Here is a 26,354-nt window from a genome sequence, read left to right as displayed (position 1 = left end):
GATGCGGACGGGTGTCCTCATGGTCGCGCTGTCGCTGTTGCTCGTCCTCGGCGGATGTTCGGCGGGCGAGGCGTTCGGGACAGGTACGACCCCGGCCCGAGAGGAACCGCGCCTGCAGTTCGAGGACGTGACGGCGGCCTCGGGACTGGCGTACGAGGCGACCGGGACCGGGGTCGGGAGCGGGAACTCCGGCGTGTACGTCGCCGACGTGAACCGCGACTCGTGGCCGGACGTCCTCGCCATCGGCGGGTCGGGACCGGCGCTGTTCGTGAACCGGAACGGGACGTTCGCTCGGAGCGACGCACTGCCGTCGGTCGACGGCCACGTCAAGAGCGCGGCCTTCGTCGACGTCGAGGGCGACGGATGGCCGGACCTGTTCCTGTTCACCCGCGACGGGTCGGTCCACGCGTACCGCAACGACCGCGGGACGTTCGAGGAAACCGACTACGGCCTCGGCGACCTCACGTACCCGCTGGGCGCGACGGCCGCCGACTACGACGGGGACGGGGACACGGACCTCTTCGTCTACCAGTCCGGGTCGTGGCGCGAGCGAAAGCCGGCGGGCTACTTCAACCTGAACACGAGCATCGACACGGACAACGGGAACCCGAACTACCTCTACGAGAACGTCGGCGGCGAGTTCCGGCGCGTCGAGGCGACGGGTATCGCCGGCGCCCACTGGAGTCTGGCGGCGAGTTTCGCCGACCTCACCGGAGACGGCCGGCCCGACATCCACGTCGCCAACGACTACAACAACGACACGCTGTACGTCAACCGCGGCGACGGCACCTTCGCCCGGCACTCGCTCGGCGGGTCGACGGCGCGCAACGGGATGGCCTCGGAGGTGGCCGACGTGACGGGCGACGGCCGACCCGACGTGTTCGTCTCGAACATCTGGTTCCCGGACCTCCAAGAGAACATGGACCGCGAACGGTACGACCGCCTGAAGCGACTGTTGGAGTTCGTCATCCACTCCAGCAGGACGAAGGGGAACACCCTCCTCGTCAACGGCGGTGACGGCACGTTCACCGACCGGGCGGACGAACTCGGCGTCCGCCATGGCGGGTGGGGGTGGGCCGCGAGCGCGACCGACTTCGACAACGACGGCGACCGCGACCTCGTGCACACGACCCAACACGTCGTCCGCATCAACCGGACGGACCCGGTGTACACCTACCCGATGGTGTTCCAGTCGACCCGCGCGTCGGGCGACGACGGCGGGTTCTCGCGCGTGAACCAGAGCGTCAACGGGATGGCCGAGACGGACGGCCGAGGACTGGCGACGCTCGATTACGACCACGACGGCGCACAGGAACTGGTCGTCGCCACCTACGACGACCCGTTCGTCGTCTACGACAACGCGGCCGCCGCCGACCGCAACAGCCTCCAGTTCCGCGTCGCCGACGAGAGCGGCGCGACGGCGCTGGGGGCCGTCGTCACGGTGACGGCCGGCGACACCGAACAGGTCGTCCGCCAGACGGCCAACGCTGACTACCTCTCACAGGACTCCCGGGTCGAACACGTCGGCCTCGGGGACCACGAGACGGCGACCGTCCACGTCCGGTGGCCCGACGGGACCGAACGGCGGTTCGAGGGCGTCGAGGCGAACCGGCGACTGCGACTGACCAAGTCGGGCGTCGTCGTCACGGCCCGGGTCGGCGCCTCGAACTGAGCCGACGGTTTGCGCCCATCCAAAATTATAAATGGGCGTAGTTGTCTGTACTGACTATGCAGTCAAAGCCGGAGCAACCCCTGTACAGAGACGACACTGCCGCTACCGCGAAGCGCGTCGCGGACCTCCTCGACCGGATGACCCTCGAGGAGAAGGTCGGGCAACTCGTCGGGACGTGGGCCGGCCACCTCGGCGAGTTCAAGTCCGTCGACGACGTCGCCGACGAAGTCGTCGAGCACAACGTCGGTGCCGTCGCGTCCTTCGGGTGGGGCGGTGCCGCCGACATGCGACTGGACGACATCGTAGAAAACGTGAACCGACTGCAGGAAATCGCGCTCTCGGAGACACGCCTCGGTATCCCGCTCTTCTTCAACGTCGACGCCGTCCACGGCCACGCCTACGTCGCCGAGGGGACGGCGTTCCCCAACGGCCTCGGCGTCGGCGCGACGTGGGACGTCGAGGCGGCAGAGCAGGCCGCCGACGTCACGGCCACGGAGGTCAGACGGACCGGCGCACACCAGAACTACTCGCCGACCTGTGACGTGGCCCGCGACCCGCGCTGGGGCCGCACGTTCGAGACGTTCGGTGAGAGTCCGTACCTCTGCGGGGCGCTGGCGGCCGCGAAAGTCCGCGGGTATCAGGGGGACGGCATCGAGGACCCCTCTTCGGTCGTCGCGACGGCCAAGCACTTCCCGGCTTACAGCGAACCCGCCCGCGGCGAGGACGCGGCGCCCGTCGAGGCGTCGGAGTACCTGCTGCGAAACGTCTTCCTGCCGCCGTTCCTCGATGTCCTCGACGAGGACGTCGAGTCGGTGATGCCCTGTTACAACGCCATCGACGGCGAACCGGCACACGGGTCGCGGCGGTACCTCACGGACCTCCTCCGGGGGACCCTCGGCTTCGACGGCACCGTCGTCTCGGACTGGGGCGGCGTGAAGATGCTCGACGAGGACCACAAGATTACCGCGGACCACCGCGAATCCGTCCGACAGACTCGCGAAGCGGGGCTGGACATCGCGTCGGTGGACGCCATCGACCACGCCGAGCACCTCGTCTCGCTGGTCGAGGAGGGCGAACTGGCCGAGGCCGTCGTCGACGAGAGCGTCGAACGCGTCCTCGAACAGAAGTTCCGTCTCGGTCTCTTCGAGGACGCCTTCGTCGACCCGAGCGAAGCGCGAGACGTGGTCGGTGCCGACCCCCACCGCGAGGCGTCTCTCGACGCCGCGCGCGAGTCCATGACGCTCCTGCAGAACGACGACCTACTGCCCCTCGACGACGGCGCGGACGTCCTCGTCGCCGGCCCGAACGCGGACGACCCGGTCCACCAACTCGGTGGTTGGAGCGTCCCCGACCCCGAGGGGACCGACGTGGTGACGATTCGCGACGGCGTCGAGGCGGTCACGTCCGGCGACGTCGTCTACGAACAGGGCGCGACGATGAACGAGACGCTGGACGTGGACGCGGCCGTCGACGCCGCCGCCGACGCCGACGTGGCCGTCGTCGCCGTCGGCGAACCGTGGTACCTCCACGAGTTCGGCCCGACGGCCGACACCGGCACGGAACCCGACGAGTTCCCCAATCGCCACACCCTCCGCCTCCCGGACGCCCAGCGCGAACTCGTCGAGGCGATTCACGCGACGGGGACGCCCGTCGTCGGCGTGTTGGTCACGGGCCGCCCCCTCGTCGTCGACTGGATGGCCGAGAACGTCCCCGCCATCCTCATGGCGTACTACCCGGGGACGATGGGCGGACAGGCCGTCGCCGAGACGCTGTTCGGCGACAACGACCCGAGCGGTCGCCTCCCCATCTCGATTCCGAAGTCCGAAGGGCACCTTCAGGCCCGGTTCAACCACTTCCCGCATCCCACGCCCATCGGGCAGGAGGAACACCCCTCCTCGTACGACCCGCTGTTCGCCTTCGGCCACGGCCTCAGTTACGCCGACTTCGAGTACGGCGAGGTGACGCTCGCAGACTCGACTATCGGGCCACACGACACCACCACGGTTCGGGTCACCGTCGAGAACGTCAGCGAGCGAGCGGGCAGCGACGTGGTACAGGTGTACGTCACGGACCACGCGAGTTCGCGCGTGACGCCGGTCCGCGAACTCCGCGGCTTCGAACGCGTCTCCCTCGACGGCGGGGAGGCGACCACCGTCGACGTCGAACTCGACGCGGCCACGTTCGGTCGGGTCGACACCGACGGGGTCCGCCAGACCGACGCCGGGACCTACTCCGTACAGGTCGGCGAGCAGACGGTCGAACTGACTATCGAGACGAGCTACGACTGAGCGCCCTCGTCGAAGGCAATCGCTTCGAGCGTTATCTTCTGGGCTTCGAGGTCCTCGAACACGGCCCCCCAGCCACCGACGGAGAGTTCCTCCTCGCCCGTATCGAGCCACACGATGGAGTACGTCGAGAGGCGCTCCAGCGAGGGGTCGTGGTTGACGAAGATGTCGGGGTAGTAGATGCCCGTCAGCGTCCCGGTGACCGTCCGGAACTCTCTGGTCGTCACGTCGCGGCCTTCGATGGTGACGGCGACGTTCGCGCCGTCGTGATGGAGCGCTGTGACGTCCCGGATGAACTCTTTGAGACTGATGTAGGTCTTCGGCAGTTGCTGGTTCGACGACAGGGGGTCCCACGAGTACCAGAGGCAGGTCTGGAAGTACCAGTGGTTGATAAACGAGAGGATGTTGTCGTTGATGAGGATGCCGTAGTTCTCCGCGGCCCGCGAGTTCGGAGCGAAGTAGGTCCGACTACGGTCGAGCACGGCGAGGAACGGGCCGGGAATCTTGACGACGCGCATCTCCAGATTCGCCCCGGAGAGGTCCCACGCCTCGCTCCGCTCGGCCAACTCCGGTTCGTAGTACACGGCGACGTGGATGATGACGTCCCGCTCTGCGGCCGCTTTGAGGTCCGTCCGCAACGACTCGAACTGGTCGGCGGTCAGCGCGACTTCGACGGCGACGTCGGCCTCGCGAATCTGCGTGCGGACGTGTTCGAGCACCGTCTCGGCGTGCTTGACGACGCCGACCCGGTGGTCGTTGAGGTCCGGTTGCTCCCAGCGGTCTTCGAGTTCTTCGGCGGCGTTACTGAACAACTCGCCACGCTCGCGAAGGTGCGTGAGGATGTCGACGGGGTCGGACGGTTCCGCGTGTAACCGGTCCTGGTCGATGGTCTCGACGAACCCCTTCGACTCCAGCGACCGGAGCGTCTCGTACACCTGCGAGGTCGGGACGTCGGACTTCTTCGCGACGTCGACGGCGGGGAGACGGCCGTAATCGACGAGCGTCAGGTACGCCTCGGCCTCGTACCCGGTGAGGTCGGCGTTTTCGAGCGCCCGTTTGAGCGTGTCACGGTCCATGTGGGATGGCTTGCGGCCCATCGTATGAATGTCTATCGCACATCTATCCGACACGTATCGGATAAACGACCACTCCTGCAAAGCAGATTGTGATGAGAAATATAACCTATCTGTCTTTCAGTACTTCGTTGTATAAGTGGGGTTATAGTGGGTTACAAAGACTTTGAAGGGCATATAGGGGCGGCTCTTTCCCAGAAGTACCAGATAAATATCAAGTCCAATATTGGTGTGTAACGGCTCAATAAATATCTTCTACGACAGATAACGGCGTTTCACGCCCTTCTGGACGGCGTCTCCCGCCGTGCCTCGGCGTTCCGCGTCTCCCGGCCGTCGACACTCGTGTACTGGACAGGCACTAACGCCTGTACTTCTGTTATATAGGGACGGCCGACGGTGCTGGACGGTTGCGAGGTAAATGGCCGTTCGGTACAGAGCGTGATAGGGACAGGCGAGCACTGCTGGTGGGCCCCGTCGGTCTCGGGACTCGAGTAGTATTCTCGTCTCGGGAGCAGGTACGCGCGCTTTCGAGAAGCGCTGTGACGGCACACCCCCGGTAACGAGGGTACGTCTGTTACGGCGTGGGTGCCGGCGACGTCGTCACGGCTGTCGGCCCGCGTGCGATGCCGTCAGAGCAGACACGACGGACCGAGTCGTGAATCACCTCGGAGTCACGTGGCAGTCCGCTCGACTGCCGTCGCCGGTGGATGGTCGACGAACTGGGTAGAACGGCGGAACGCCGTACTTGATACTGCATATCTAGACTTGAACTAAGACGAAACAAGCCAAAAGATTCCACGACCTCTGCGAATCGTCGCTGCTGATACCGTCTGATGGTAACTCTGCGAAGCAAGTGCCTTGTTACCAAGGAGCTATACGGCCGTTAATTTTGGGCGTTTTCCGGGCAAATCATCTCGAATCGGGGAGAAACGATTGAGAGTGGGAATGCTGTGGTTCGGCGGGAACGCACGGGCTTCTGCCCACCCAAATGTTTAACGTGTATCCTGACCCACTGTACGACGATGCCCGACTACAGTGCAGATTTCGACGGTGACACCGTCGTCGTCACAGGTGCGACCTCAGGAATCGGCCGAGCAATCGCCATCAGATTCGCGGAGGCGGGAGCGACGGTACTCAATGCGGACGTCGAGTCCGAACCCAAGGACGCGGACACCCCGACACACGAGGTCATCCGCGAACGGGGCGGGACGGCCGAGTTCGTACAGACGGACGTCTCGAACGCCGACGAGGTCCGTGCAGTCGTCGAGCGCGCCCGAGAGTACGGCGGCGTCGACGTGATGGTGAACAACGCGGGACTGTTCATCGGCGGGAGTTTGCTCGACATCACCGAAGAGGAGTTCGAGAAGATACACGACGTCAACGCGAAGGGCGTGTTCTTCGGGTGTCAGGCGGCGGCACAGGACATGATTGACCGCGGGGTCGAGGGTTCCATCGTCAACATGGCCTCTATCAGTTCGTTCGTCGCCCAGCGCGACCAGATACAGTACGACTCGACGAAGGCCGCGGTCAAGATGATTACCCGCGGTGCCGCACTCGAACTGGCAGACCACGACATCCGGGTGAACGCCGTCGGGCCCGGACAGATAGCCACCGAGTTCATCGACGGCTGGTCGGAGGACGCGCCCGCGGCAGCGGCGAAAGACGAACTCATCAAGCCGGTCCCGGCCGGCCGCGCGGGCACGCCGGAAGACATCGCCGGTGCAGCCCTCTATCTCGCCAGCGACGACGCCTCGTACGTCACCGGCGAGGTGCTGATGGTCGACGGCGGGTGGCGGACGATATGAGTCACGTCGTCCGGTAGGAAAATCTTTTTATAAGCGGATTCCCAGGGACTAGGTGGAGCCAATGAGCACAGAGCAACTCCTCGATACCCCGTCGGGGAACGCTGTCGTCGTAGCGCTAGACCACGGACTCAGCCTCGGTGCGCCTGACGGATTCAAGAACCCGATAGAGACTATCGACAAGGTCCTCGCGGGCGAACCGGACGGCGTCCTCGTCGGGCCGCACATGGCCCGTCACTACCAGGACCGCTTCGCGGAGGCTGACGTCGACGTCATCCTCACCGCGGACGTCGTAACGTGGTCGACCAGCCCGGGCCGAGACCACGACAAGGACCTCTGGACGCCAGCGTTCGACGCCGAGTTCCTCGCGGAACTCGACCCCGTCGGCGTCAAGACGGTGCTCGTGTTCGGCCGTGACGACACCGAGACGTTCCGTCGGAACGTCGAGTACATCGCCGAACTCGCCGAGGACCTCCGCGGGACCGACATCCCGCTGGTCGTCGAGCCGGTCATGTGGGGCCGACGCGTCCCGGACAAACTGGAGACGGACGTCGAGTTCGTCGAAGACGCGATGCGCATGGGCTGGGAGTTCGGTGCGGACATCCTCAAAGCGCCCTACACCGGCAGCGTCGAGACGTTCGAGCCGCTCGTCGAGAACTCGCCGGTCCCCGTGATGATTCTCGGCGGCCCGGCCACCGGCACCACCCGCGCGATGCTGGAATCCGTCGAGGGAGCCATGGAATCCGGTGCCCGCGGCCTGATGATCGGCCGCACCATCTGGAAGTCCGACGACCCGGAGCGGACGGTCTCCGCGCTCAACGAGATCGTCCACGAGGGCGCGTCCGTCGAGGAAGTGTGGGACGAATCGGAGTCGGCAGCCGTCGCAAGCGGGCGAGAAAGCTAAATACGCGTCGCCGTTACGCGTAGGTATGCCAACCGCGCCGGTGCAACGAACGAACGGGCCTCGGGGTGTCGTCCCGTGACTACCCCGGAGAAACGCCGCCGGTCCATCACGGAGTTAGTCACGAAGCACGGCGGCCTCTCGGTCGAGGAGTTGGCCGACCGACTCGAGGTGTCGGAGTCGACTATCAGACGTGACCTCCGTGACCTCGCCGACCGGGACCTCGTCGAGCGAACGCACGGCGGCGTGGTCCCCGTGACGAACGTGGGTATCGAACGGTCGTTCAATCGGCGACTCATCCAGCACTTGGAGCGCAAACAGGCTATCGCGGACCGAGCCGTCGAGGAGATATCGGAGGGTCACGTCGTTTACTTCGACGCCGGGACGACCACGATGCAAGTCGCCAAGGCGGCCCCGGACGACGACTCGACCATCGCCGTCACGAGCTCCCCCATGTTGGTGCTTGAGCTATCGAAGTCGGACGGCACGGTCAAGATGACCGGCGGCGAGTACCGGCGTGAGACAAAAGCGCTGGTCGGGCCGACCACCGAGGACTACATCAGCAACTCCAACTTCGACCTCGCGTTCCTCGGCGTCAACGGCATCGGGGCCGACGGCACGCTGTCGGCACCGAACGAGTCCGAAGCGAAGGTCAAACAACTCGTCGTGGAGCAGTCGGCGCGGACTGTCGTCGTCACCGTCGCGGAGAAGTTCGGCGAGCAGAGCTTCCGCCGATTCGGGTCGGTCGAGGACGTCGACCTCCTCGTCACCGACGAACGCGTGCCCGACGACTACCGCGACCTGTTCGACGAGACGGAACTCGTCGAAGGCGTCTTCGAGTCGGGAACCCACGACTGAACCGGTCGACCTCTGTTGGCACCCCCGCGAGCACAATACTTATTTTTTCCCGGACTGTCGGGTCTATCATGTTCGATTCGAAGGAAGTCGTCGAACTGTCCAACCCGATAAGTGAACAGATTCCGGTGTGGCCGAGTTTCCCACCGGTCGAACTCGAACAGACGTCCATCGCCGCACGCGACGGATTCACGATGGAGCGACTGGAGATGCGGAGCCACACCGCGACCCACATCGACGCTCCGGCGCACTTCATCCCCGAGGGGAAGACCGTCGACGACTTCTCCATCGACCGGTTCATGGGCGAGGGCGTGGTTATCGACCTGACGCCGAAAGAGCCAGAGGAGCCGATTACCCGTGCGGACATCGAGGCCTATGAGTCAGACATCCGGCCCGACGACGTCGTCATGCTTCACACGGGCTGGGACGAGTACTACGGGCAGACGCCCGAGTATCTCTTCGAGTTCCCCTACCTGACCGGCGAGGCCGCGGAGTACGTCGTCTCGCTCGACCCGAAGGCGGTCGGGACCGAGGGCGCGAGCGTCGGCGGCTGGTACGACGAGGTGCCGGCCCACGGTCCGTCGACCGACGTCCACCCCGCGGACTCACACCTCCCACTGCTCGAGAACGACGTCATCCCAATCGAGGAGTTGCGGAACCTCGACCAGGTCTTAGACGGTGCGGACAGTCGGCGCGCGGACTTCTTCTTCCCGCCGCTCAACGTCCAGGGGACTGGCGGGTGTTCGGTTCGCGCTTTCGCACTGGTGTAGTCGGAGCACGACTCCACACAGCGTTGGAATACGTGACCGAGAAGGAACTGCGTCTATCGGGCGAGTCTGACGGCCGTCGACACGGCGTCTATCATGCTCTGCTCGGAGGCGACCCCGTCGCCGGCGATGTCGAACGCGGTGCCGTGGTCGACGCTCGTCCGGACTATCGGGAGTCCGATGGTGACGTTGACGCCGCTCACCGCGTCGCCGTCGCCGGTGAAGCCGAGCATCTTGATGGGGATGTGGCCCTGGTCGTGGTACATGGAGACGACGCAGTCGAACTCGCCCGACGCGGCCCGAACGTACACCGTGTCCGGTGGGAGCGGCCCGGTCACGTCGACGCCCGTCTCGGCGACGCGCTCCACGGCCGGTTCGATAGTCTCCGCTTCCTCGTCGCCGAGGAGGCCGCCGTCGCTCGCGTGGGGATTCAACCCCGCGACGGCGACCGACGGGTCGTCGATGCCGAGGTCACGCAGCGCCTCGTCCGTGACGGCGATGGTCGACGCGACATCGTCGACGTCGAGGTCACAGGCCTCTCGCAACGGGACGTGCGTACTGACGTGTGTCACCGTCAGGTCGTCCTCGATGAGCATCATCGAGTAGTCGTCGGTGTCGGTGTAGTCGGCGAGCATCCCCGTGTGGCCCGCGTACTCGCTCCCCGCCATCCGGGTCGCCTGCTTGTTGATGGGGGCGGTGGTTATCGCGTCTATCTCGCCGGCCTGTGCCAACTCGATAGCCCGCTCGACGTACTCGAGGCTCGCCTCGCCGTTGGCCTGCGAGAGTTCGCCGTACTCGTGGTCAAACACGTTGTCGAGGTCGATAACTGGTAGCTCGTCGGGGTCGGCCGACGCCTCGGACGGCGAGTCGACGCGACGGACGGTCAGGTCGGGGGCGAACCGGTCTACCGCGTCCTCCAGAACGGACGCGTCGCCGACGACGACGACAGCGGCCGTCTCGACCAGCGTCGGGTACGATTTGACGATGACTTCGCTTCCGATGCCCGCAGGGTCACCCATGGTAACGCCTACGGTGGGCTTTGAATCACTCATCACGAAGACCGAGACGAGCGAGTGACTTAATTATTGCCTGCTCGTCTCCGAACCCGCCAGCCTTCGTCACGACCGCCGTCCCGTCCGCTAGGCCCCCCTCGACGGTCGCGAGGGGTATCCCCGGCGCGACCGCTTCGCCGGCCATGTGGAGCGCCGTCGCGTCGAGGCTGTCGAGGACCGCCCGAGCAGTTTCGCCACCGGTGAGAAAGAGGTTCGACGCCCGTCCGTCGCCGACGACCTCGGCGGCGCCGGCCGCGAGCGCCTCCGTGACCCGACGCCGGACTGCCGGCCCGTCGATGCCCGCCTGTTCGCCGGCCGCCATCGCCCGGTCGACGTCGCTGCGTGCGTCGGCACTGACGAGTAGCACGCCCCCGTGTTCGTCGACGGCACTGCGTCCACGGGACGCCAGTTCGGTCCCCGCGCCGGACGGGTCGGTGACCGCCGTCTCGAGGTCGAGGCGTCGCCGCCGGTCCGCCGACACCGCCCCGACCTGTTCGAGCGTCTCCGGGGCGACGCTCCCCGAGACGCCCACCACTGACCGGGTCTGGTCGACGTCGATTCCGGCGCCGGACGGTGCCCCCGGGACGGCGATGTGCCGGGCGAGGCCGCCGCTTCCGACGTACAGACATCGCTCGGAGAGGCCGTCGGCCGCCGTGGCGAGCGTCGCGAGGTGGCTGTCCGTGACGGCGTCGCAGGTGACGACGACGGGACCGGCCGTCGATATCGCCGTCTCGAAGGCCTCACGTACGGCGGCCGCGCCGCGCGCGACGGTCTCGACACCGACGTGCTCGACGGGGTAGTCGCTCGACGCGAAGAACTCGGGGAGCGAGTCGTGTGTCGGCGGTCGCTCCTCGTCCTGTCCGGGCGGGGAGTCGGTCACCAACTGGCCGTCGACGAGGTGGTACCCGCTCGCCGTCAGGCGTCCGTTGCCCGGAAACGCCGGCGCGACGACGACGAGGGCGGGTTCGAGCGCTCGCGTGGCGGCGTCGACCTCCACGCGGACGTTCCCCCGAAGGGTCGAATCGACCTTCTTGTACACGACCGAAGGGTCGGCGTTCTCGAGGACCGTTCGAACGCGTTCGGCGGCGACAGCGGGGTCCACGTAGCGGGACTCGGTGTTGTACACGGCGACGTCTCCCCGTGGGGTCGTCTCGGTCTGTGCGGAGAGTACGACCCGGGTGTCGTAGTCGCGTGTCGCGAACTCGTGACCGGCGTCACAGCTCCCGGTGAGGTCGTCCGCGACGACGAGACATCGGGTCATCGCTGGACCTCCTGTCGTGGTCGAGTACACTGGATTGGGCTGTGGTCGTCCATGGTCCGTATGGCGCGGTGCTCTGTAAAGAAACATTCGCACAGACTCGACCGCTCGGCCGGGAGGACAAAACCTAAGGTTCAGATTCGCTTTTGTACGTGTATCTATGGACTTCGAGTTTCCAGACCGTGCCCGTTTGGAGGCGGCCAACGACGCCGACGTGGCCGACCTTCCTCGCGCCTACCGTGTCAGTTGCACCCGGGACCAACCCACCGTCTCGGACGTCACGGCGGCAACTATCGACGCCGTGACCGACATCCCCGAACTCGACGAACTCGAACCGGGGAGCTCCGTCGGCATCACCGCCGGGAGCAGAGGTATCGAAGTCATGCCAGAGGTGCTCGAAGCCGTCGTTTCGGAGCTCCAGTCGCGCGGGTTCGAGCCGTTCGTCTTCCCCGCGATGGGCAGTCACGGCGGCGCGACCCCGGAGGGCCAGCGTGAGACGCTCGCGACGCTCGGCGTCACGCCCGACCGACTCGGCTGTGAGATTCGGTCCTCGCTCGACGTCGAACAGGTGGGAACCGACTCGACCGGACGGCCGGTGTACGCCGCCGAAGACGCGCTCGAAGCCGACGCCGTCCTGCTCGTCAACCGCATCAAACTCCACACCGACTTTCAGGGCGACGTCGAGAGCGGGCTCTGTAAGATGGCCGTCGTCGGACTGGGCAAACAACGCGGTGCCGACAACATGCACAACGCCGCACTCGAGCGCGGGTTCCACGAGGTCATCCCGGAGTGGGCCGGTATCCTCGTCGAGGAGACACCCATAGTCGGCGGCGTGGGTATCATCGAGAACGCCGCCGAGGAGGCAGCCGAGATTCACGGCGTCTCCGCCGCCGACCTGTTGGAAGCGGAGCCGAAACTGCTGGAGCGCTCGAAGGAGTTCTTCCCGGAACTCCCGGTCGACGACCTCGACCTGCTCGTCGTCGACGCGATGGGGAAGGAAATCAGCGGGACTGGACTGGATACGAACGTCGTCGGTCGGGTCAGGTTCCACAATCAGGCGGAGGTCGACGAGCCGTCTATCACTCGAATCTACGTGCGGTCACTGACGCCGGCCTCACACGGAAACGCCCTCGGCATGGGTCTCGCCGACCTCGTCCATCAGGACCTCGCGTCGGCCGTCGACTTCGAGGACACGTACGTCAACATCGTGACCAGCGGCGAGACGAACCGGGCGAAACTACCCTTCGTCGTCCCGAGCGACGCGACGGCGTTCGTACTCTCGGCGTCGATGACCGGCGTCGCCAGCGCGAGCGACCTCCGAGTCGCCCGCATCCAGAACACGATGGAACCCGGTGAGCTGTGGGTCTCCGAACCGGTTGCCGAGGAACTCGCCGACCGAGACGACGTCCGCGTCCACGACGACGGACCGTGGGTGTTTGACGAGCACGGCGAACTCGCGATGCCCTGGGAGTGAGGCCACACGGTCCATCGACGGCCGCAAAGAAACGGCGGAGCGACGACGCTGTGGACGGGGCGCGTACTCCCTCACCAAAATTTATTTATATTGGTAGTGGGGATATGGTGTCAGGCCGAATCACCCATACCCACCAGCCATGACCACAGATAGTTCACATCCACGGATCGAGGTGGAACACGTCAAGAAGCGCTTTGGCACCGTCGAGGCGCTCTCGGACGTTTCACTCGCGCTCGAAGACAACGAAGTCCTCTCGCTCGTCGGCGACAACGGCGCCGGCAAGTCGACGTTCATCAAGACGCTCGTCGGCATCCACCAACCGGACGCCGGCGAGATACGGTTCAACGGTGAACCGGTCACCATCGACGGCCCGAAACACGCCCGAAAGCTCGGGGTCGGGACGGTGTATCAGGACCTCGCGCTCGTCGACGAACTCTCCGTCGCGGAGAACCTCTTCCTCGGCCGAATGCCGGTGAAAAAGGTCGGCGGACTCGTCCCAGTCGTCGACCAGGAGTACATGGCCGAGGAGGCCGACCGCATCCTGAGCGAGCACCTCAACATCCACGTCGACCCGGACACGCCGGTCGAATTCCTCTCCGGTGGGGAACGGCAGGCAGTCGCCATCGGACGCGCTCTGGTTACCGACCCGGATATCGTCCTGCTCGACGAGCCGACGTCGGCACTCTCGAAAGCAGCCGTCGAGCACGTCGAAGAGCTCGTCGAACGGTTGCGCGATAGCGGCCACTCTGTCATCCTCATCGACCACAACCTCGAGGAAGTCCTGTCCATGAGCGACCGCGTCGCGGTGCTCTTTCAGGGTCGAATCGTCGACGTGGTCGACGCCGCGGACGTCACCCGTGACGACGTGGTCAGCATGATGGTCTCCGGGCACCGCGCCAACGAGGACGCGGACGACGAACTGGCCGGTGATGGTTCCGACGTTTCCTCGTCGCGTTCGTCCACAGCCTAAATTCTCTCGGGTGAGGAGGCAGTTCTGTCCCATCCCAGCTCAGTGGCGTCCCCTCTCACCCGACGCCACGCTCACCATCGCTTCCACGCCCTCCGATAGCTCCGCCTTCAATCGCTTTATCCACCGCTCTCTTCGTCAGGCGGACTCTCGAGGCCCGCTCGTCGGGGCCTTTTCGACGCCGGCTGGCGGCGTTCAGCGTGACCGACTCCAGCATCCGGGCCCGAGTGGAGACGTCTTTCTCTCCCGTCGAGCGTCCCGGGAAACCCAGTTGTGCACGAGAACGGGGACCCGTAAGCCCCCGAAGGCAGGGATACTCTCCTGTCGCGCCTCGACCTCGCCGGCCGCTTTGCCGAAAACGTTAAGTACTATTACTCGAGAGGTAGGGTTGGAACTCAATCAAAAACCATGATTAGTAGACGCAACCTTGTTCGAGCAGTCGGAGCAGCAGGTATCGCCGGTCTCGCCGGATGTTCGAGCGGCGGCGACGGTGACCAGTCAGGTGGCAGCGACGGCGGTTCGGGTGGCGGGACTTCGACCGGCGACGGCGGCAGTGACGGTTCGAGCGGCGACACCCAGCGGTTCGCGGTTTCGATGAAGTCGATGGGGCAGGCCGGCCTGTTCGTGCAAGGCCAGGCCGCGAAGTGGTACACGAGGGACCGTGACGACGTCGAGATTACGATTCTGGACGCCGAATTCGACGCCTCGAAGCAGACCCAAGACGCGATCAACGCGATTAACCAGGGACTCGACGGGATTCTGCTGAACCCCTTCGACGCCAAGGCGTCGAGAAAGATCGTCGAGGCGGCGACCGAGGACGACATCCCAGTGATGAACTTCGACACCGCAACGCTGTCGGAGGACATCCTCATGGGTGCCCTCTTCGGTCAGTACGCCGGCGGGCAGGTCGCTGGTGAGCGGTTCACAGAAATGATCGACGAGAAGGGCATCGAGAACCCGAAGGTCATCACGAGCGTCTTCAACTTCGAGTCCACGACGAGTCAGGCGCGCCTGTTCGGGTTCACCGAGAACATCCCGGACAGCGTCGAAGTCGTCAACCGGATCGAGAGCGACGGGACGCCCGAAGACTCTGCTCCACAGACACAGAGTGCGCTACAGGCCAACCCCGACGTCGACGCCATCTACTCCAACAACGTCGGGAGTGGGATGGGTGCCCTGACGGCACTCAAGCAGATGGACATGTACCACAAGAAAGACAGCGAGGACCACGTCATGGCCTTCGGTATCGACGGCGGTCCCGAACTCAACAAGCGGATCGGGAGCGGGTACTACGATTTCGCGATCGACCAGCCGCTTCACATGTACGCACCGCTGACCCTCGAGTTGATGTGGGACTACCTCGAGAACGGAGAGGGTGCACTCCCACAGGTGGGTGACACGGTCACGCCCGGCGAGGGCCTCTCGATCCAGAACAAGACGGTCGAGGGAATCCAGCCGTGGGCTGAGCAGTTCTGGGGCCCTGCCGAGATGACTGAGTACGAAGCCGAGGACACCACATGGTGGCCGTGGCTGAAGTGTCAGCACGCGACGATTACTCAGGACAATGCCGACGCCTCCTACCTCTACGGTAACGTCTACCGAGAGATCGAGGGGTCGAACTAAGCCAAACAACCTGAAGAGACGATGAGTACACTATCCGACGTAAGTTCGACGATCTCTGAACTCCAGGGGGACCGGACGCGGATGATGCTGTTCGCGCTGGACAATCTCATCTGGCCCATCCTGTTAGTGGCATTTATCGTGTTCTCGATACTCCTCCCAGAGATCTTCACCCAGTACCGGAACATCGAGTTCCTGCTGTACACGAGTGCGGGACTCGGGGCCATCACTCTCGCGGAGGCCATCTGCCTCATCAGCGGGAACTTCGACCTCTCGGTCGGATCGGTCGCGGGATTCTCGTCGATGTTCACCGCACTGGCCCTTACGAGTTGGTTCCCGGCGATTCCGGGAGTCGCGGGCATCCTAATCGTCCTCGCAGTCGGCGGGGCGATCGGCTTCATGAACGGGTTCTTCATCGCCAAGTTCGACGTGAATCCGTTCCTTCAGACCCTGTCGGCCCTCATCGTCTTCGAGGGAGGGATTCTGGTCCTGTCGACGCGGTCCGTCTACGACCTCCCAGCTAGCTACCTCTGGCTAGGCGGTGAAGACGTCTCGCTCGGCGGACTGCTCCCACAGTCGGTTCCCGTCGCTGTCCTCTTCATGCTCGCCCTCTTCGTCACGGTGTGGTTCGTCCTGGTGAAGACTCGATTCGGGCGAGCAGTGTACGCAGTCGGTGGCGACGAAGAGTCGTCCGCCGAAGCCGGCATCGACACGGACCGCATCGTCATCGCCGTCTTCGTGCTGTCGGGGATGCTGGCCGCGACGGGTGGCCTGCTCCTGACCGGGTTCAACGGTGGGGCGACGCCGACGCTCGGAACCGCACAGCTGTTCCCAGCCTTCACCGCTGCCGTTATCGGTGGAGTGAGCCTGTTCGGCGGCCGAGGCAACGTCTTCAACGCGCTCGGCGGGGTCCTGTTGCTCAGCACCATCGCGGCCGGACTCGTGATGCTGAACATCGACCCGCAGATCGTCCAGACTATCAACGGACTCGTGCTGTTCGCAGCCATCCTGCTGTACACCTTCGTCCAGCGGTTCCGGGGCCGACTGCTCTCGGACCTCTGAACCCCGACGAACCATCTTCGTCCCGAAACTGACCGCGTCGACTCTCGGCTGTGAGACGCCTTCGCAGCTCTCCGTGTTCGACCTACTGCCGAGGGTGACGACTGAAGAACGGTTCGCGTACTACTCGAACTGTGCGTCGTAGGTCGTGACGGCCGAGACGACGTCGTCGTAGGACGGCGTCTCTCCGGTCCGGACGAACTCGCGAGCGAGCGCGTTGCCGAGGACGACGGCGGCGTCCTCGGGCAGTCCCTCGACGAGTCCGAGGGACAGTCCAGCGTTGAAGTGGTCGCCGGCGCTGGTGGTCAACTCCGGGGACTCGACGGGAACCACGCTCACGCTCGTCGCCCCCTCGTCGCTTACGACCACGGACGCCGTCACGCTGTGGCCGACGAATCGGTCGACGGCCAGCGAGTCGAACACGACGCGAGCGTCGTCGACGATGTCGTCGCTCGTGTGAGCGCCGAGTACGGCCGCGAGTTCTTTCGTCTCGTAGCGGTTCGCCGAGACTGTCACCTCGACCTCGTCGGCGAGGCGACGCGTCGCCGTGACGATGGATTCCACTATCTCGGGGTCGGTTTCCCGGATGTTGGCTGGGTCGAGCAGGACGTGTTCCGGTGGGTCTGTTAGCTTCGGGAAGACCGTCTCGCGGAGTCCGTCGAGGATGCCCGCCATCTCGGGAATCACCGCCCAGTAGCCGATACCGAGTAGCTTCGCCCCGTCGAGTTCCTCGACCAGCGTCTCGATACCGACACGTGACTCGATGGTCTCCCAGTCCAGCGTCGCAGCGCCGCCACTCTCCATCAGCATGAGTTTCCCGTCGTCGAACTCGATGGCGTCGGTGATTCCCGGGTCGCCCAGCGAATACATGGTCGACGCCTCGAACTCCCGTTCGAAGATGTCCAGAACCGGGTCTCCACACATCCCTAGGAGCGTCGGGTCGAACCCGAGGGTCTGGTAAGCGCGGGACAGGTGGCTGACGTGTCCGCCGGTTCGCTGCCCGAGGCGCTCCCAGGAGATGGCGAGCGAGCTATCGGCGGCCGCCGACGTCACGATTTCCTCGCCGAACTCGCTCAGCGTGGTGATGCGGTCGCTGTCTGACGCGCCGGCGTTCGTCCCCGCCTGTCGGACGTTGTCGACGTACCCGTCGAAGCCGAACACCACGTCCCCACCGCTCGGTTCGGCAGGAAGATGCTCTCGGCACGATACCACCGCGTCACGCGTCTGGGAGTCTGGGTAGCTAGTCGGCGACATTCGTTTCACATCCATCGACTGCGTTCGTTCGTGCTCGGGTGACCCCTCTCGCAGTGCTGGCGGGGCTCACTACGCTATCGGCCCGATGCGCTGTCGGATTGCTCGGTGTCTCGGTCTCGACAGAGCACCACGACGTACTTTGACGGTTGTCGAATTCGTTTGGCTCGAGTACTACCGGTACCCGAAGCTCTGCTGACGGACGCATGTATAGCGTTACATCTGGGCACCGTATAAAAGATTATGTCACACCGCTGGAACCGGGCCTGTCGCGGTCCGACTTGGAGCGGTTCGCATGTCTCTGGGTGGGCGCGCCTATTCAACGACCGGCATGGTCTGACGACTCGATTACGCTTACGCCTCCTCGATACCGCAGACTCCGGTATACTATCCCATTTCTGTCTCTATATGTGGCCATCTCCGAGTGAATTTCGATATTACGGACCCACTATATTAAAAACCACTATCAAAATCTGAATATGTAGGCTCAAATACGCGTTTCAGGCCATTACTTACGCAGTAAGATATCTATCTGTGGCTGAAAGAGGGTTCGGCTCGGATATCGACGCAGACGCCGACCGAACGCGACGTGTGGTGACTGCAAACGGACCGGCGGACACAGTCCTGCTAATTCGACTACTGCCCACTGGGTCGGCGAACCTGCTACGTGGAACTGGCACTCGACGAGGACTGCTCGGCGGTCGAATCTCGGTATCGCTATCGAAGTGGTGGCTCAGGGTTAGCTATCTTCACAAGGGGCTCTGCGGGGGTAACATTTCGTCATCGCCACCGCGTGGGTGTAGCAATCCAGCGTTGAAAAGCACCCGGTTCCGGCGTCCGTCACGCTCGCTGGACCGTCGCCACGTCCGTCGGGACCGAATCTCAGTCGACGCCGTGTGGCCGGCCCGCAAAAACCGCACCGGCCCCCAGCGCGTACCCGATAGTTGTCGGACACCCACGCCTCCGGGCGCTCCTTGCCGTCCATCCGGTACGGTAGTCGGACTGCTCGCGTTCGCCGGAGTTCTCCGGCAGCGTCACGGTGACGGCTCCCTCGGTGTCGGTCTTCGCGGTGTATGTACGCTATGTTCGGCTCTATATTCGACCATAGCGGTACGCTCCCTCGAGAGGGAACCGAACTCCTCTTTCTCGAAAATACCCCTATTATAAACGAGTTTAATACTCCTTCCGCCTGTTTCTGGTGATGACGCAGGACTCAGAACGGCTGTCCGACCGCGTTTCGCGGCGCAAATTCATCGCGGCCACAGGGGTAACGGGTGCAGCAGCCATCGCGGGTTGTTCGAGCGGCGACGGCGGTAGCTCGGACGGAGGCGGTTCCGACGGCGGCAGTTCCACGGAGAGCTCCGACGGCGGCAGTTCCACGGAGAACACCGACAGCGGGAGCGAGTCCGGTTCCATCTCCCCGCTCGAGGCGGGTGGCTCCTCGACGGTGTACCCCATCATGAACACCGCGGCGTCGTACTGGAACGCCAACCGGCCGGCCAGCGACTCCGAGTACTGGCCCCACGGCGAGTACGGCATCGAGACGGACGAGAACCTCGCCGACTACTGGGCGGGCCTCTACGGCTTCGAAGCGGGCGGCGAAGACGGGCCGCCGTTCCAGTTCACCGTCGGCCTCTCGCACTCCGGGACCGGCGTCGAGAAGGTCATGAACGGCCAGCACGACATCGGCAACTCCTCGGGGAACGTCGAGGACGAACTCCCGGACCGCGACTCCTACGAGCAGTTCGTCGACCACGTGGTCGGCGTCGACGGCCAACCGCTGGTCGTCTCCCAGGAGATAGCCGACGCCGGCGTCACGAGCATCACCGGCGACGAACTCAAGGGCCTCTACAAGGGCGAAATCACAAACTGGAGCGAACTCGGCGGGCCGGACCGCGAGATTCAGGTCCTCGGCCGCGTGAAAGGCTCCGGGACCCGGACGTCCTTCGTCTCGAACGTCTTCGGCAACCCCGAGGAGGACACCTCCGTCGCCAACCGCTACGGCCAGAACCAGCGCCTCGCACAGGCCATCGCGCAGGCCAACAACGCCATCAGTTACCTCGCGCTGGCGTTCATCGACACGGACGGCCTCGCCCCCGTCGCGCTGGAGTGGGAGGGGACGACCTACAAGTACCAGGACGACCAGAACGGTCTCGACTCGAAGGAGTACCCGCTCTCGCGGGACCTGCACTGCTACACGTGGGAGGGCACCTCGAAGAAGGAAGCCGCCGTCATCAACATGGTCCTCTCGGACTTCGGACAGGAGACGTTCGTCGCCCCGAACAACTACTTCATGCTCGGCGGCCGCCGGCAGGAAGAGCAGCTGAACAAGCTTCCCGAACAGGCGTAACTCGGCGTTCGGCGGGTGCGGTTGGTGGACGGCACCCGGACGAAATCACCGATTTTTGATACAACGATATGATAGACGACGTACGGACGAACACACGAGAGACGATACTCGGCGGAGACGCGACAGAGGGGTCACTGCTGGCCGTCGGCGCGTCGGCGACGACGCTCGCCGCGACGATTCTGGTGTTCCTGTACCGACCGGTGCTGGCGGTGCCGATGGTCGGCGCGTTCATCTTCGTGACCGCCGTCGGTTGGGTCACGTACCAGGCCGAGATAGCACGACTGTTGACGTTGGTCGCCACCGTGCTGACGGTGTTGACGGTCACGTTCATCACGATATTCCTGTTCGCGAGCGCGCTCCCCGCGGTCCTCGAACACGGCCTCGGGTTGCTCCTCATCCCCGAACGGGGCGGGGAGGCCCGCTGGTTCTTCTGGTTGGAGGGCGTGCTTCCGAGCGATTCGACGTACTGGAACCCGTCAGGCGGGGCGTACTCGCTGATTCCGATGATTTGGGCCACGGTGGTCGTCACCGTCATCGCCGGCGCCGTCGCCGGTCCCCTCGGGTTGTTCGGCGCGCTGTTCATCGCCGAAATCGCGAGCGACGGCCTGCGCGAGGTCATCAAGCCCGGCGTGGAGGTGCTGGCCGGTATCCCCTCCATCGTCTACGGGTTCATCGGCTTCCAAGTCCTGAACGGGTTCGTCCAGAACTCGTTCCTCGACGACGGCGCGAGTTTCCTCATCGCGGGCGTCGTCGTGGGGCTGATGGCCCTGCCGACGGTCGTCTCCGTCGGCGAGGACGCCCTCTCGAGCGTCCCCGACGCGATGGGTGACGGCTCTATCGCCGTCGGCGCGACCCGCTGGCAGACGATGAAGAGCATCTCCATCCCGGCCGCGTTCTCGGGCATCTCCGCGGCGGTCATCCTCGGCCTCGGTCGGGCCATCGGCGAGACGATGGCCGTGGCCGCCATCATGGCCTCGGGGACGCAGTTCGCCAACCCGCTGTTCGACGTCTTCGACGCCAACGCGACCCTGACCAGCCTCATCGCCACGCAGTACGGGAGCGCCTCGGAGAGCACCATCGACGTGCTGTTCGTGGCCGGCGTGCTGCTGTTCGTCATCGTCGCCGGGATGAGCGTCGTCTCGCAGTACATCGAGCAACGCATGCGCCAACAGCTACGGGGGCAACGATGAGCGACGCCTACGCCGGCGAGAGCGCGCTGGTGAACGCCGACTCGAACGTCTACGACCGCGGCCTCGACGGCGCAATCGCGCTCAGCGTCGTCGGGTTCACGCTCGGGATGGTCACCCTCGTCGACGCCGTCCCGCTGGCGGCACGCGGTACGGCGCTGGGGTCGTCGATGCTGACGCTCTTGGCCGTCGTCGTCGGCGGCGTCGGCGTCGCCGGCGTCTCCTCGTGGGCCAACGTCACACCGGTCAGTTCACGGCGGGTCCGCGGCATCGCGCTCGGACTCGTCGTCGGCACGCTCGCACTGACCGTCGCCGCCTACGCGCTCCCCGTGTCGCTGGCGACGTTGCTCGGCCTCGTCCTGGTCGTCGAAGCCGTCGCCATCGCCACCGCCGGCGTCGTCTCGGCGATACACGTCGTGGACACCGACCCGAACACGAGCGCCGGCCTCCTCGCGGGGGCCGTCTTCGCCGTCGTCGGCCTCTTCGTCGGGGCCACCGTCGGCGGGACGCTCGTGGGCTTCGACTCCCTGCTGTGGGTCGTCGTCTCGCTGACCGTCGGTGCGACGCTGGCGGCGCTGACGGTCGTCCCGCGCGAGGACCTCGGGTCGACGCTCCCCGCGGCCCTCGTCGTCGGTGCGCTCGGCGTCACCATCGCCACGGCGGCCGTCGGCGTCGGCTGGCAGTGGAACCCACAGACCATCTCGGGCGGGTTCACCGGCGGCGCGGTCATCCCGCTGTTCGTCCTGTTCGGGAGCGTCCTCTCGGCGTGGTCGGCCGCGAAGTGTCGCGCCGGGTTCGGCGCGCGCGGCCGGGAGTACGGTGCCTTCCTCGTCGTCAACCTCACCGCGTTCCTGATGGTCGCCGTCATGCTGACCATCGTCGTGTTCGTGACGGTCAAGGGCGTCGGCTACGCGTTCCACGGCTTCTCTATCGGCGCGCTGTCGGCGCTGGCGCTTCTGGCCCCGCTCCTCTTCCTCGTCGTCGAGGCGGCCCGCACGCCCGCGGGGACGGACGACTGGCACGGCGGGGCCAGACAGCTGTTCCGCGTCCTGCCGCTTGCGGCCGTCGGGTCGCTCGCCGCCGTCCTGCTGTCGGTGCCGCTGACCGGCGACCGACTCGCCTACCCGTTCACCTACACCGTGCAGGTCAACCGCCAGCCCAAGGTCCTCGACACGAGCGTCGCGGTGACGCCAGAACCCACGGTCGGCGCGCTCTTGCTGACCGCACCGGCCCTCCTCCTGTTCGCGTACTTCGTCCGTCGCTACGGCACGCTCAGGAACGTCGGGACGCGGTTCGAGCGACTCGAAGCGGTCCGCCGGACCGTCCCGCTGGCCGTCGCGACGCTCGTCGCGCTGACCGGGGGCTTCGCCTTGGCCGGCCCGTCCCCACTGAGCCTTCCGCTGGGCGGGACCGTCGGACTGGCGGCCGTGGGCCTCGGCGCCGTCGGCGCCGCGGGACTCGCGGTCCTCCCGCTGGCCGGCGTCCTCGTCGGCGACGGGAGCCTCGCGGACCGCGCGCAGGACCGGGCCACGCTGTTCACCGTCGGCGTGTTCGGCGGCCTCGCGCTCCTGACCGCCTCGCTATTCCTCCAAGCGCCCGCGGCGGCCCGACCGAGCGTCGGCCCGGTCGACCTCGTCCCGGCCGTCGCGCTGGCCGGTGCGGTGGTCTCCGTAGCCGTCACGACCCTCGTCGCGGCCGCGAAGCGGACCAGCGACGAGACCCTCCAGCGGCGACTGCTCGGCGAGGAACTCTCGCTGGGCTTGGCCGCCACGGCGGGCTACCTCGCGCTGCTCGGCCTCCACGTCGCGGTGACGAAGGTGTCGTTCACCGTGCTCGGTATCTCCGTCGCCAACGAGGGCACGCTCTCGTTCCCGATGGTGATGCAGGCGTACATCCCGCTGGGGGCCGAACCCGGCGGCGTCATGCCGGCCATCGTCGGCACGGTGTGGCTGGTCGTCGGCGCGTCGCTCTTCGCGGTGCCGCTCGGCGTCGGCGCGGCCGTGTTCCTCACCGAGTACGCAGCGCAGGGGCGGTTCACCGCGCTGGTCGAGATAGCGACCAACGCGTTGTGGTCCACCCCGAGCATCGTCTTCGGCCTGTTCGGTGCGGCGTTCCTCATCCCCCGTCTGGGCGGCGACACGTCGCTCATGGCCGGGATGCTCGTCCTCGGGTTCATGCTCCTCCCGCTGGTGCTCATCACCTCCCGGGAGGCAATCAAGGCCGTCCCCGACGAGTACCGCGACGCGAGCGCCGCGCTGGGCGTCTCCCGGTGGCAGACCATCCGGAGCGTCGTCCTGCCGGCGGCGATGCCCGGCGTCATCACCGGCGTCATCCTCGGCGTCGGCCGCATCGCCGGCGAGACGGCCCCGCTCATCCTCGTGCTGGGGTCGACGCTGAACTCCTCGACCGCCGTCGACGTGCTCGGCGGGTTCCGGTTCACCGCTCAACCGCCGTTCGTCGCCAACGAGGCGCTGCTGTCGGTGTCGGCGTCGCTACCGACGCAGGTGTGGGCGGTCATCGCTGCCGGCGTCAGCGGGTCCCCGTCGATGGGGTGGGCGACGGCGTTCCTGCTGTTGCTAGTCGTACTGACCTTCTACGCGGTGGGTATCACCGCACGAACCTACTTCCGGAGGAAACTGAACTATGAGTAACGCGATCAACGACGACGAGACCGAGAGCGGAATAGACAGCCAGTTGTCCGGCGATGCCGTGACGACCGGCGACAGCGTCACGACGGCCGGCGAGAGTGACGAGCGCGTCCGCGAGGCGTGGACCGACTTCGACTTCGCCGGCGAACCGAAACTCTCGGTCGAAGACCTGAACGTCTGGTACGGCGACGACCACGCGCTGAAGGACGTCTCGATGGACATCCCCGAGAACTCCGTGACGGCGCTCGTCGGCCCCTCGGGCTGTGGGAAGTCGACGTACCTGCGGTGTCTCAACCGGATGAACGACCGCATCAAGGCCGCCCGCGTCGACGGGTCGGTCGAACTCGAAGGGACGGAAATCTACGACTCGAACGCGAACCTCGTGGAACTGCGCAAGCGCGTCGGGATGGTGTTCCAGTCGCCGAACCCCTTCCCGAAGTCCGTCCGGGAGAACATCTCCTACGGCCCGCGCAAACACGGCGACATCGAGAAGGGCCTGCTCGCCCGCCTGTTCGGCCGGGACGACACCGAACGGGAGACCGAACTCGTCGAGCGTTCGCTGAAGCAGGCGGCGCTGTGGGACGAGGTCAAGGACCGACTGGGCGACAACGCGCTCGGTCTCTCGGGCGGTCAGCAACAGCGCCTCTGTATCGCGCGCTGTCTGGCCGTCGACCCCGAGGTCATCCTGATGGACGAACCGGCGTCGGCGCTGGACCCCATCGCCACCTCGAAGATAGAGGACCTCGTGGAGGAACTCTCGAAGGAGTACACCGTCGTCATCGTCACCCACAACATGCAGCAGGCGGCCCGCATCTCCGACCAGACGGCCGTCTTCCTCACCGGCGGCGAACTCGTCGAGTACGACGACACCGACAAGATATTCGAGAATCCCGAGAGCCAGCGCGTCGAGGACTACATCACCGGGAAGTTCGGGTAATCCATCGGGCCGGTCCGCCGGGCGGCGGCGCGTCGGCCGCGACGGCATCGCTCCCCACGCGAGGCTTCCGCCCACAGTGTGGGTGTGACTACCACGACACACGCGACCGATGGAAACACGCAAGATACAGCAGGTCGGCGGCGGCACGTACACCGTCTCGCTCCCGAAGGAGTGGGCAGAGGCGGCGGACATCGAGACGGGGTCGGTCGTCGGCCTCCACACGCACATCGACGGCGCCCTCGTCGTTCAGGCACAGGAACGAGAGCGGGAGGCGACGGGTCGTCTCACCCTGACGGTCCCGCACGCCGACCCGACGTGTATCGAACGCGCCCTCCGCGCGGCATACGCCGCGGGCGTCGAAGTACTGGCGTTCGACGCGCCGGCCGGGTTCAGCGACGAGCAACGGCGCGCCGTCGAGCGGGTCGCCCGGACGCTGACGGGCGTCAGCGTCACCGAGTCGACGGACACGACGATGACGGTCCGGACGCTACTGGACGCGAGCGAGGTGTCCATCCGTCAGTCGGTTCGACAGCTCCAGTTCGTCGCGCTGTCGATGCACCGCGACGCGACGGCCGCCCTGACCGGGCCGACGACGGTGGACAACCCCGCCGACAGGGACGACCAAGCCGACCGCCTGTACGCCATGGTCGACCGCTACTTCGAGCGCGGACTGGCCCGTCTCGACGAGATGGACGCGCTCGGCCTGACCCGCTCCGAACTGTTCGTCTGCTGGGTCACCGCCCGGGAACTCGAGCGCGTGGCCGACCACGCCGAGCGCATCGCCGCGACGGCCGAGAAACTTGGCGACACGGACGACGCGGCGACCGAGGCGATAACCGACCTCGCCTCGACGGCACGTTCCATCGTCGAGGACGCGGTCCGGGCGATAGTCGGGGACGCGGGCGTCGAGTCGGCCCGGCAGGCGCTGCACGCTCGGGACGCCCTACGAGACGACGTCGAAGCGCTCGACCGCCGCCTGTTCGAGTCCACGACCGCCGCGTATCGCCTGACGACGGTCCTCGACAGCGTCGCTCGCACCGCCGAACACGGCGGGAACGTCGCCGAACTCGCCCTCCGGACGGCTATCCGCGAGGGCGAACTGGGCGAGCGGTCGGTCGAGACGGCCGTCGACGGCCAACTCGCGGAGTGAGGCAGGTCGACGCGCCGAAACCGCCGACTTATCCCCGTCGCGGTAC

General features: G+C 65.8%; 19 protein-coding genes. 15 read left to right on the top strand and 4 right to left on the bottom strand.

Features of this window, described 5'->3' with window-relative positions:
- Window position 1 precedes the first annotated feature (1 nt).
- Window positions 2-1,672 (top strand): CRTAC1 family protein, encoded by a 1,671-nt coding sequence (locus Hhyl6_RS06970; protein ID WP_483738488.1) that lies wholly within the window; start codon window positions 2-4, stop codon window positions 1,670-1,672.
- A 56-nt stretch (window positions 1,673-1,728) separates the two neighbouring features.
- Entirely contained in the window at window positions 1,729-3,960 is a 2,232-nt protein-coding gene (locus tag Hhyl6_RS06965) for a glycoside hydrolase family 3 N-terminal domain-containing protein (protein WP_483738487.1), read from the top strand.
- On the opposite strand, the gene Hhyl6_RS06960 is transcribed toward Hhyl6_RS06965, so the two are convergent.
- Complete coding sequence (locus Hhyl6_RS06960) at window positions 3,951-5,033, bottom strand: TrmB family transcriptional regulator (RefSeq protein WP_483738486.1); 1,083 nt, start codon at window positions 5,031-5,033, stop codon at window positions 3,951-3,953. The two genes, Hhyl6_RS06965 and Hhyl6_RS06960, sit on opposite strands and share 10 nt — an antisense overlap.
- A gap of 1,019 nt (window positions 5,034-6,052) precedes the next feature.
- On the opposite strand from Hhyl6_RS06960, the gene Hhyl6_RS06955 reads away from it, so the two are divergent.
- The 4 genes from Hhyl6_RS06955 (at window position 6,053) to Hhyl6_RS06940 (ending at window position 9,358) form a co-directional block, all read left to right on the top strand.
- Complete coding sequence (locus tag Hhyl6_RS06955) at window positions 6,053-6,835, top strand: SDR family NAD(P)-dependent oxidoreductase (RefSeq protein WP_483738485.1); 783 nt, start codon at window positions 6,053-6,055, stop codon at window positions 6,833-6,835.
- A gap of 61 nt (window positions 6,836-6,896) precedes the next feature.
- The gene (locus Hhyl6_RS06950; protein ID WP_483738484.1) at window positions 6,897-7,736 is read left to right on the top strand and encodes a class I fructose-bisphosphate aldolase; all 840 of its coding nucleotides are present in this window, start codon (window positions 6,897-6,899) and stop codon (window positions 7,734-7,736) included.
- A gap of 75 nt (window positions 7,737-7,811) precedes the next feature.
- A complete protein-coding gene (gene glpR, locus Hhyl6_RS06945) occupies window positions 7,812-8,591 on the top strand; it encodes an HTH-type transcriptional regulator GlpR (protein ID WP_483738483.1) in 780 nt (259 codons plus the stop codon).
- Window positions 8,592-8,659: 68 nt separating this feature from the next.
- Window positions 8,660-9,358 (top strand): cyclase family protein, encoded by a 699-nt coding sequence (locus Hhyl6_RS06940; RefSeq protein ID WP_483738482.1) that lies wholly within the window; start codon window positions 8,660-8,662, stop codon window positions 9,356-9,358.
- Between the two features lie 53 nt (window positions 9,359-9,411).
- On the opposite strand, the gene pdxA is transcribed toward Hhyl6_RS06940, so the two are convergent.
- Window positions 9,412-10,407, bottom strand: a complete 996-nt coding sequence (gene pdxA / locus Hhyl6_RS06935; protein ID WP_483738481.1) for a 4-hydroxythreonine-4-phosphate dehydrogenase PdxA — start codon at window positions 10,405-10,407, stop codon at window positions 9,412-9,414.
- A complete protein-coding gene (locus tag Hhyl6_RS06930; protein WP_483738480.1) occupies window positions 10,400-11,668 on the bottom strand; it encodes a four-carbon acid sugar kinase family protein in 1,269 nt (422 codons plus the stop codon). The genes pdxA and Hhyl6_RS06930 overlap by 8 nt, the downstream gene beginning before the upstream one ends.
- Window positions 11,669-11,825: 157 nt before the next feature.
- On the opposite strand from Hhyl6_RS06930, the gene Hhyl6_RS06925 reads away from it, so the two are divergent.
- The 4 genes from Hhyl6_RS06925 (at window position 11,826) to Hhyl6_RS06910 (ending at window position 16,788) form a co-directional block, all read left to right on the top strand.
- Complete coding sequence (locus Hhyl6_RS06925) at window positions 11,826-13,139, top strand: nickel pincer cofactor-dependent isomerase, group 22 (RefSeq protein WP_483738479.1); 1,314 nt, start codon at window positions 11,826-11,828, stop codon at window positions 13,137-13,139.
- A gap of 139 nt (window positions 13,140-13,278) precedes the next feature.
- Window positions 13,279-14,109 carry an ATP-binding cassette domain-containing protein gene (locus tag Hhyl6_RS06920; RefSeq protein ID WP_483738478.1) on the top strand — a complete coding sequence of 277 codons (831 nt, stop codon included), beginning with the start codon at window positions 13,279-13,281 and terminating at the stop codon, window positions 14,107-14,109.
- A 405-nt stretch (window positions 14,110-14,514) separates the two neighbouring features.
- Window positions 14,515-15,729 (top strand): sugar ABC transporter substrate-binding protein, encoded by a 1,215-nt coding sequence (locus Hhyl6_RS06915; protein WP_483738477.1) that lies wholly within the window; start codon window positions 14,515-14,517, stop codon window positions 15,727-15,729.
- Window positions 15,730-15,750: 21 nt separating this feature from the next.
- Entirely contained in the window at window positions 15,751-16,788 is a 1,038-nt protein-coding gene (locus Hhyl6_RS06910) for an ABC transporter permease (protein WP_483738476.1), read from the top strand.
- A 120-nt stretch (window positions 16,789-16,908) separates the two neighbouring features.
- On the opposite strand, the gene Hhyl6_RS06905 is transcribed toward Hhyl6_RS06910, so the two are convergent.
- Entirely contained in the window at window positions 16,909-18,039 is a 1,131-nt protein-coding gene (locus Hhyl6_RS06905) for a PfkB family carbohydrate kinase (protein ID WP_483738475.1), read from the bottom strand.
- A gap of 1,198 nt (window positions 18,040-19,237) precedes the next feature.
- Here Hhyl6_RS06905 and Hhyl6_RS06900 point away from each other — a divergent pair.
- The 5 genes from Hhyl6_RS06900 (at window position 19,238) to Hhyl6_RS06880 (ending at window position 26,308) form a co-directional block, all read left to right on the top strand.
- Window positions 19,238-20,386: a substrate-binding domain-containing protein gene (locus Hhyl6_RS06900; protein WP_483738474.1), complete on the top strand. Its 1,149-nt coding sequence runs from the start codon at window positions 19,238-19,240 to the stop codon at window positions 20,384-20,386.
- 68 nt (window positions 20,387-20,454) lie between these two features.
- Window positions 20,455-21,576: a phosphate ABC transporter permease subunit PstC gene (gene pstC / locus Hhyl6_RS06895; RefSeq protein WP_483738473.1), complete on the top strand. Its 1,122-nt coding sequence runs from the start codon at window positions 20,455-20,457 to the stop codon at window positions 21,574-21,576.
- Window positions 21,573-24,224: a phosphate ABC transporter permease PstA gene (gene pstA, locus Hhyl6_RS06890; protein ID WP_483738472.1), complete on the top strand. Its 2,652-nt coding sequence runs from the start codon at window positions 21,573-21,575 to the stop codon at window positions 24,222-24,224. Before pstC ends, pstA begins: the two co-directional genes overlap by 4 nt.
- Complete coding sequence (gene pstB / locus Hhyl6_RS06885; RefSeq protein WP_483738471.1) at window positions 24,217-25,158, top strand: phosphate ABC transporter ATP-binding protein PstB; 942 nt, start codon at window positions 24,217-24,219, stop codon at window positions 25,156-25,158. The genes pstA and pstB overlap by 8 nt, the downstream gene beginning before the upstream one ends.
- A gap of 109 nt (window positions 25,159-25,267) precedes the next feature.
- Window positions 25,268-26,308, top strand: coding sequence for an AbrB/MazE/SpoVT family DNA-binding domain-containing protein (locus Hhyl6_RS06880; protein ID WP_483738470.1), 1,041 nt, complete (start codon window positions 25,268-25,270; stop codon window positions 26,306-26,308).
- Window positions 26,309-26,354: the final 46 nt, after the last annotated feature.

Source organism: Haloarcula sp. H-hyl6 (assembly GCF_056934455.1).
The sequence above is the reverse complement of the archived record's forward strand: the minus strand, read 5'-3'. Positions and strand labels throughout refer to the sequence as shown.